This window comes from Hyphomicrobium sp., from assembly GCF_035548195.1.
In the GTDB taxonomy this organism is placed as follows: Bacteria; Pseudomonadota; Alphaproteobacteria; order Rhizobiales; family Hyphomicrobiaceae; genus Hyphomicrobium_B.
Genome location: NZ_DASZTY010000022.1, coordinates 261,798 through 267,797, shown reverse-complemented (window position 1 = coordinate 267,797; position 6,000 = coordinate 261,798). Strand labels below are relative to the sequence as shown.

9 protein-coding genes are annotated in these 6,000 nt (G+C 57.9%); 4 read left to right on the top strand and 5 right to left on the bottom strand.

Annotation, left to right across the window (positions count from 1 at the left end; translation table 11 throughout):
* Positions 1-760 (bottom strand): outer membrane protein (locus tag VHB22_RS08410; RefSeq protein WP_325456509.1); only part of this gene is annotated, 760 nt, incomplete at its 3' end.
* A gap of 208 nt (positions 761-968) precedes the next feature.
* Here VHB22_RS08410 and VHB22_RS08405 point away from each other — a divergent pair.
* A complete protein-coding gene (locus tag VHB22_RS08405) occupies positions 969-1,631 on the top strand; it encodes an MBL fold metallo-hydrolase (RefSeq protein ID WP_325456508.1) in 663 nt (220 codons plus the stop codon).
* A gap of 19 nt (positions 1,632-1,650) precedes the next feature.
* Here VHB22_RS08405 and VHB22_RS08400 read toward each other — a convergent pair whose 3' ends face one another.
* Together VHB22_RS08400 and VHB22_RS08395 are read right to left on the bottom strand one after the other, a co-directional pair.
* The gene (locus VHB22_RS08400) at positions 1,651-2,022 is read right to left on the bottom strand and encodes a hypothetical protein (protein ID WP_325456507.1); all 372 of its coding nucleotides are present in this window, start codon (positions 2,020-2,022) and stop codon (positions 1,651-1,653) included.
* Between the two features lie 46 nt (positions 2,023-2,068).
* Positions 2,069-2,572, bottom strand: a complete 504-nt coding sequence (locus VHB22_RS08395) for a hypothetical protein (protein WP_325456506.1) — start codon at positions 2,570-2,572, stop codon at positions 2,069-2,071.
* Positions 2,573-3,078: 506 nt separating this feature from the next.
* On the opposite strand from VHB22_RS08395, the gene VHB22_RS08390 reads away from it, so the two are divergent.
* Positions 3,079-3,582 (top strand): hypothetical protein, encoded by a 504-nt coding sequence (locus VHB22_RS08390; RefSeq protein ID WP_325456505.1) that lies wholly within the window; start codon positions 3,079-3,081, stop codon positions 3,580-3,582.
* 21 nt (positions 3,583-3,603) lie between these two features.
* Here VHB22_RS08390 and VHB22_RS08385 read toward each other — a convergent pair whose 3' ends face one another.
* The gene (locus tag VHB22_RS08385; RefSeq protein WP_325456504.1) at positions 3,604-4,188 is read right to left on the bottom strand and encodes a histidine phosphatase family protein; all 585 of its coding nucleotides are present in this window, start codon (positions 4,186-4,188) and stop codon (positions 3,604-3,606) included.
* Positions 4,189-4,423: 235 nt separating this feature from the next.
* On the opposite strand from VHB22_RS08385, the gene VHB22_RS08380 reads away from it, so the two are divergent.
* The gene (locus VHB22_RS08380) at positions 4,424-4,732 is read left to right on the top strand and encodes a hypothetical protein (RefSeq protein ID WP_325456503.1); all 309 of its coding nucleotides are present in this window, start codon (positions 4,424-4,426) and stop codon (positions 4,730-4,732) included.
* 114 nt (positions 4,733-4,846) lie between these two features.
* Positions 4,847-5,260: a hypothetical protein gene (locus VHB22_RS08375; RefSeq protein WP_325456502.1), complete on the top strand. Its 414-nt coding sequence runs from the start codon at positions 4,847-4,849 to the stop codon at positions 5,258-5,260.
* A 75-nt stretch (positions 5,261-5,335) separates the two neighbouring features.
* Here VHB22_RS08375 and VHB22_RS08370 read toward each other — a convergent pair whose 3' ends face one another.
* Positions 5,336-5,914: a type 1 glutamine amidotransferase domain-containing protein gene (locus VHB22_RS08370; protein WP_325456501.1), complete on the bottom strand. Its 579-nt coding sequence runs from the start codon at positions 5,912-5,914 to the stop codon at positions 5,336-5,338.
* Between the last annotated feature and the right edge of the window lie 86 nt (positions 5,915-6,000).

The following is a 6,000-nucleotide window of genomic DNA, read 5'->3' as shown; positions in this document are numbered from 1 at the left end:
CTTTCGTGTCGGCAGTACCGGCGCCAGCGCCGACGCCCATGTACGGAGCTGTCCAGCTACTGGTAACCGGCGGAATGGAATTATCGACCGGCTCATGCTTGCCGTTGCCGAAGCGGTAGTTCAGCGACAGGCGCGCCGTCTGTATTTGCGGCCTAAGTGTCGTCGTCAGCGAGCCGATAGGGTCGAACCCGGTTGTGACACCCTCCGATTGCAAAGACGTGTAGCGGTACTCTGCTTTGACACTAAAGCCGCCGCCGATCAGCGTTTCGACGCCGCCCCCGACGAAATATCCGTCGAAACTTCCGGTACTGCTATGCAGATCGCTAAACCCGAACGAGCTGATGTCGGCTGATTCGGCATGCGCATAGCCGAACGTTGAAAAGAAGAGCGTCGTTGGCGCGACCAGATATCCGAGGCGTCCGCCAACCGAGAGCTGATTGCCGAGCTCGTACGCGGACTTTGACCCAAGATCGGCGAAATCGTAATCGACGAAGCCACCCACGACGAGCGTGCCGAGGAGCGCATGGTCATAGCCCGCACTGAGCGTGAAAAATCCCCCCGATGCGGGTACGCCGTCGCTCGTCTCGCTCAACGTCGTTCCAAATGCCGATACAGAATCGTGCACGCGGCTATCTGCCATGCCGTAGCCGCCGCCAACGCCGAGCGAAAGTCCTTCCCAGTCGTTGGCGAGCGCCGGAATGGAGACCGCCCAAACTGCAGCGCCTGCCGTCAGCGCCAGCTTCATCGCTCGTCGTGTCATTGTGGATATAGCCCTCGGATCGCGGGATAAATATTTCCGCTAACCGGTTGTTATGCCGATTCGATCTCGAATGGGCCGGGTGGTACTGCACATTCCGAGACAATGCTGTGGGCAACCGCGGGCGCGCGAAATAATCCGCCGGCTTTCGGAACACTTTCGGTATGCCGCGAGATGAACTAAGACCGCCGGATTGAGTAAGGAATGAAGCATGAGCAATGAGAGCGCGCCGCCGAAAGCGCCGCTCAAGGCCGCCATCATACGCGTGACGCCTTTTGAGCAGAATTGTACGCTGATCTGGAACGAGGCGACGAAGATCGGCGCGGTCGTCGATCCTGGCGGCGACCTTGATCGCATCACCGGCGCGATCGAGGAAACCGGAATTTCAATCGAGAAAATTCTGCTGACCCATGGGCACATCGACCACGCAGGAGGAGCCGCCGATCTGCGCGATCAGCTCGGGGTCAAGATCGAAGGACCCCATAAGAACGACGCCATTCTGCTCGACAACCTCGAAAAGCAGGGTGAGCAGTACGGCCTGCCGGGTGTCCGCAACGTGACACCCGATCGATGGTTGGAGGAAGGCGACAGTGTAACCGTCGCCGGTCATAAGTTTCAGATCTTTCATTGTCCCGGGCATTCACCGGGATCGGTCGTGTATTACGATCCAACTCAGCGCTTTGCCCTTGTAGGCGACGTGCTGTTTCGTGGCTCGATCGGCCGGACGGATTTTCCGTACGGCGATCACGAAGCACTCATTTCGTCGATCAAAACCAAGCTGCTCCCGCTGGGCGATGACATCGCCTTCATTTGCGGACACGGCCCGCCGGGGCAGTTCGGCCCGGAACGCCAGACAAATCCGTTTCTGGTTTGAGTTCGCGGCGGCGAAATACTTAGAACGGGTATTCCCAGTGCAGACACCCGAGCACGCCGCATTCGCGCGTCATTGTGCCGTAGCCGCCACTTGAAAGCGTGTTGTCGCCATCGCCGAAGATATCGACGGTCTGAACGCGTAGCGTCTCTTCGCAGCTGCGTCGGCAACCAACCCATGCGCCGCCGGGCAATTGGACTTGCCAGCCGTATCGACCCGGCCGCACCACGCCCGTGACGCTTCCGTTTCCATAATGGCTGTACGCGACGACAACTTCGCCGGGCTTGTAATGCGAGCGAAGCCGGCGGATGCCCGAAGCATCGGCAGAGGTCATGGCTGTCGCGGCAAAGACCGCCGCAACGACAGGAACGGTAGCAAGTGCTCGCGAGCGCATCGTGTATGGTCCTCTGTTTAGCTCGTTCCTGCCGACGAAATTCGGCTTAGCGCGTCATTGAAATATTGATGCCTTTCAGCGACGGGCCGCTCGTCAGCACCGCAACCGAATGTGAGTTATGGCTGACGGTGACTAGCATCGATCCGGTGATGCCGCCGCTGATGGAAAGTTTCAGCCTGTTTGCCGTGGCTCGGCCCGTTACCGAGCCGGATTGATTATATGTTCGCTCTTCCCAGCTGCCGCTGACGGCGCCACCGGCGTCGACCAGCGAAGCGCGAAGCTCGACCTTGGCCGAAGCATTGGCGCAGCGGATCGAGATTCCGAGGCTGTGCGGTCCGCCTGTGTTGGTGTAGTAGCCTTTGCAGCGAAGGCTCTCCTTCTTGCCGCCATCGAATTTCGCGACGCCGGAGCCGCTCCATGTTCCGATAAGTCCGGGGAACGGCCCGTCGGCGGCCTTCGCGGCCGGCGTAGCGATGGATGAAAAAGCTGCTCCCGCCGCAATGACGGCGAGCGCCCGAAAACCTAAAAAAAACCGCTGATGGCGAAACACCAAACCGTTCCTCCCCCTGCGCAATAGAGATTGCAGCGCATTATTGTCTGTCGCTCGCGATTTTGCGAGCCATATGGACGAACGCGACGCGGCGGCTAAAAAGTGTTGCCGTTCAACGACAGTAAAACGCCCCTTCGACCGTTGCAGCCAGCCGGCAACCGGGCTGTCCCGGCCTGAGCTTATGGGGAGAGATGGCGACGACCGCAAGAGAAGACCGCTTAGCCCATAGTGACGATTGTACCTTTAAGCTTTAGCTCGCGGCTGTGCTTAGGGCGTGCCTCTCTCGCCAGGATTTCCGGCTTTAAGGAACGGCAAAGGTCCAAGAGTTTCCCCACTGCGGCCTATAAACAGTCGCGATCAAACACCAACTTCATGCCAGTGCTGGTTGTGCCGCGGAACGGGGCGGGGCGCGGTCTTCGGCACGGAATTTTTCAAATCGAACAGACGGGGGCAGGCGCACGGGGGGCCGCCGGCCGCCGCGAAGCTTGGTGAGGGAGTTCATCGTCATGCGCCGGCCTTGTCGGGTTGCCACGTATTTCGTAGTCGCGATTATTTGCTGCTTTGCCGCGAGCCAAAATGAGGCCGCCGCTCCGATTGATCCGCTCGCCGGCCTCGCGGGGCGCTGGGTCGGCGTGGCGACGATGACGCCGAACTCCGGCCCGGTATCGAATTTCAAATGCATTGTGACCTACATCCCGCGGCGAGGTGCACCGGGCATGCGCCAGACATTGCGCTGCGAAGATGGAGCAACAAATTTCAAGCTTCATGCCGCGACCGATCTGACGCTCGAAGGAGAACGATTGACCGGCGCCTGGCAGGACAAGATCAACGACATCGGTGGGACCGTCGCAGGCATCGTCACGCCGACGGGATTTGACGTGCAGCTCTCGGGCCAGTTCTTTGCGGCCCATATGGCGGTCGCAGGTCAGGGGTGTAATCAGTCGGTGAAGGTGATGCCGCAGAACCCTGAGGTATTCCGGGAACTCGCAGCGACCCTTAGAAAATGTTGATTCCGGCAACGTGAACCATCGTCAAAACGGCTCGATGACTTTCGCGACGTCCGGCGGGCGATCCGAATGCGCGTCGTACTTGAAATCGAGAATGAGATTGAAAAGGTCTTCCGGCCAAGGATCTGGATAGCTGCCCGAAGGCGCACCGAGAAGCGATGCGATATCCGGCAGCTTTTTGTGGTGCCAGCAAATAACGATCGTTTTTCCGCGATAGTCGGGATTGGAAAAGATTTCGCTGATGAGATCTTCGAAATCTCTATCCTCGACATCGTGTTGAACCTTAAGCCCCGTCGCGGCGGCAAGCGGCTCAACCGTTTCGATAGAGCGGATAGAACGTTTTGAACGTTCCGCCGCAAAAATGAAATCCGGCTTTCCAAATGTCTCCGGGATGAAAGACGCAAGCCGCTCGGCGCGCTTCTCTCCTGCACCGGACAGATTGATATCGTCCGGATCGCCGGTCTTTTCAGCGTGACGCATCAGCAAAATACGGCTCGGACCGCCATCGGGATGATCAACGGCCGAGGCGGGCTGCGCGCTGCCCAACCAGCTCGATAGCACGCTCACACATCCCGCAAGACTCCGGCACGTTTTCGACAGGAAGCTCACTGCGCAACTCTCCCACCACGGCTATCGCGGCGATCTCGAAAGCGCGCCGGGCCGGAATTTTTCCTGGACGAAAAGAATATTAAAGAGGCTTTAACGGTGCGGATATAAAAGGACCCCGATTGTCATGTTTGGCGTTCCTCCTGCGCCTTTTATAATCCAACCCGACATACCATTTCCCCAGGTAAGCAGCCGAACCAGCTGTACGTCAATTTTCTACGCGGATCACGACGGCCCAATGAATTGCGCCACAACGGACAGCGAGCTGTTGCAGCAACTCTCGGGTATTCCCGAGATCGATTTGTGCGGCTTTAGTGTTCGCGAAGGCTTGTCGGGCCGGGGCGTAACCATGCACAAGGGCCGGAGCTATTTCGGTAGCTGGCGCGCCGCGCCGAATGGCGAGCTGATTTGGACGTTTGCAGACCTGAACGAACCGGGCCGCACGGTGGCAACCGTCGAAGAAGCCGTCCGTTACACGCTATTACTCATTCTGCGAAACCTCGAAAACAAATCCGACAGCGCGCCGAAACAAGCCCGCGCAGGTTGATCTGCGTTTGACCACTAGCCTTAACTCCACCGAAATCATTAAATGACGGCGCGATCCCACGAGGCGCCTCGCGGGATACCAAGGATATTGCATTTATCGATGTTGGAGGAAGGCATGGCAGTCAAATCGGGCGGCACGGTCTCCGCTGGACTTATTGTTTTAATTCTGGTGGCAGCAGCGATCGGTGCCATCGTCACGATCATACTTCAAAACACCGGTCTTGAACCTCGGCTCATCGCCATCATCTCAGGCTTTGTCGCGACGATCGCCGCGAGCATAGCGCGTTATCGGGTCGTCTTCCTGGGCGCCGGCCGGGGACCGGACGATTCTAAGATTCCCTCGCTGGTCGTTATATACGCTGCCATCGCATCGATTGCAGGGAGCTTAGCTGCGCACGACATCAATCTCAGTTTCGAGGGCGACACGGCGACGGTGTTTATGGGAGCGCTCGCAGGACTATTTTCAGCAATCCTAATGGCGATGCTGATGATCACCTACCACACAAACTCCTCAACTCCGATCGACTGACAAATCAAAAAAATTTTGAGACGCCCACGGTCCCGCAAGACCGTGGGCGTCTCGCGCGGAAACGATCATAAAATCCTAGGCAGCCAGCACCGCCCGTTCGTGTCGACCTTCTTCGATCTCTTCGATGATCTTTGCAACGAACGCGTCAAGATCGCCCGGATTTCGGCTGGTGATAATACCTTGATCGGTAACTACGGGCTCGTCGACCCAGTTCGCGCCGGCATTCATCACATCGGTCTTGATCGAATGATACGACGTTGCTCGGCGCCCTCGGATGGCATTCGTCTCGATCAGCAGCCAAGGCGCGTGGCAGATGGCGGCGACGACCTTGCCTTCGCTCAGGAAAGATTTGATCAGCTTTAAGGCATCGGGATTGACCCGGAGCAGATCCGGATTCATCTGTCCGCCCGGAAGAACGAGCGCATCGTAAAGCGACGTCGAAACCTCGGACAATTCTACATCGACTTTAACCGGCTTGCCCCAATCGTGTTTTTCCCAGCCGGTAATCGAATCTTTCTGCTTCCGGTCCTTCGGTGCAGCAACATGAACGAGCTGTGCGACGGCTTTCAACTTTTCGCGAGGCACTTCGAGCTCGGACTGTTCGAAGCCGTCGGTCGCAAGAATGAGAATTTTCGCGTTCTTTATTTTCGGCATCATCATTCTCCTCGAATGCGTTCGCTACCGGAAACCGACGTATTTCGAGAGAGTTCCGCGACAAGCGCGCTTCAAATTGCCAACCT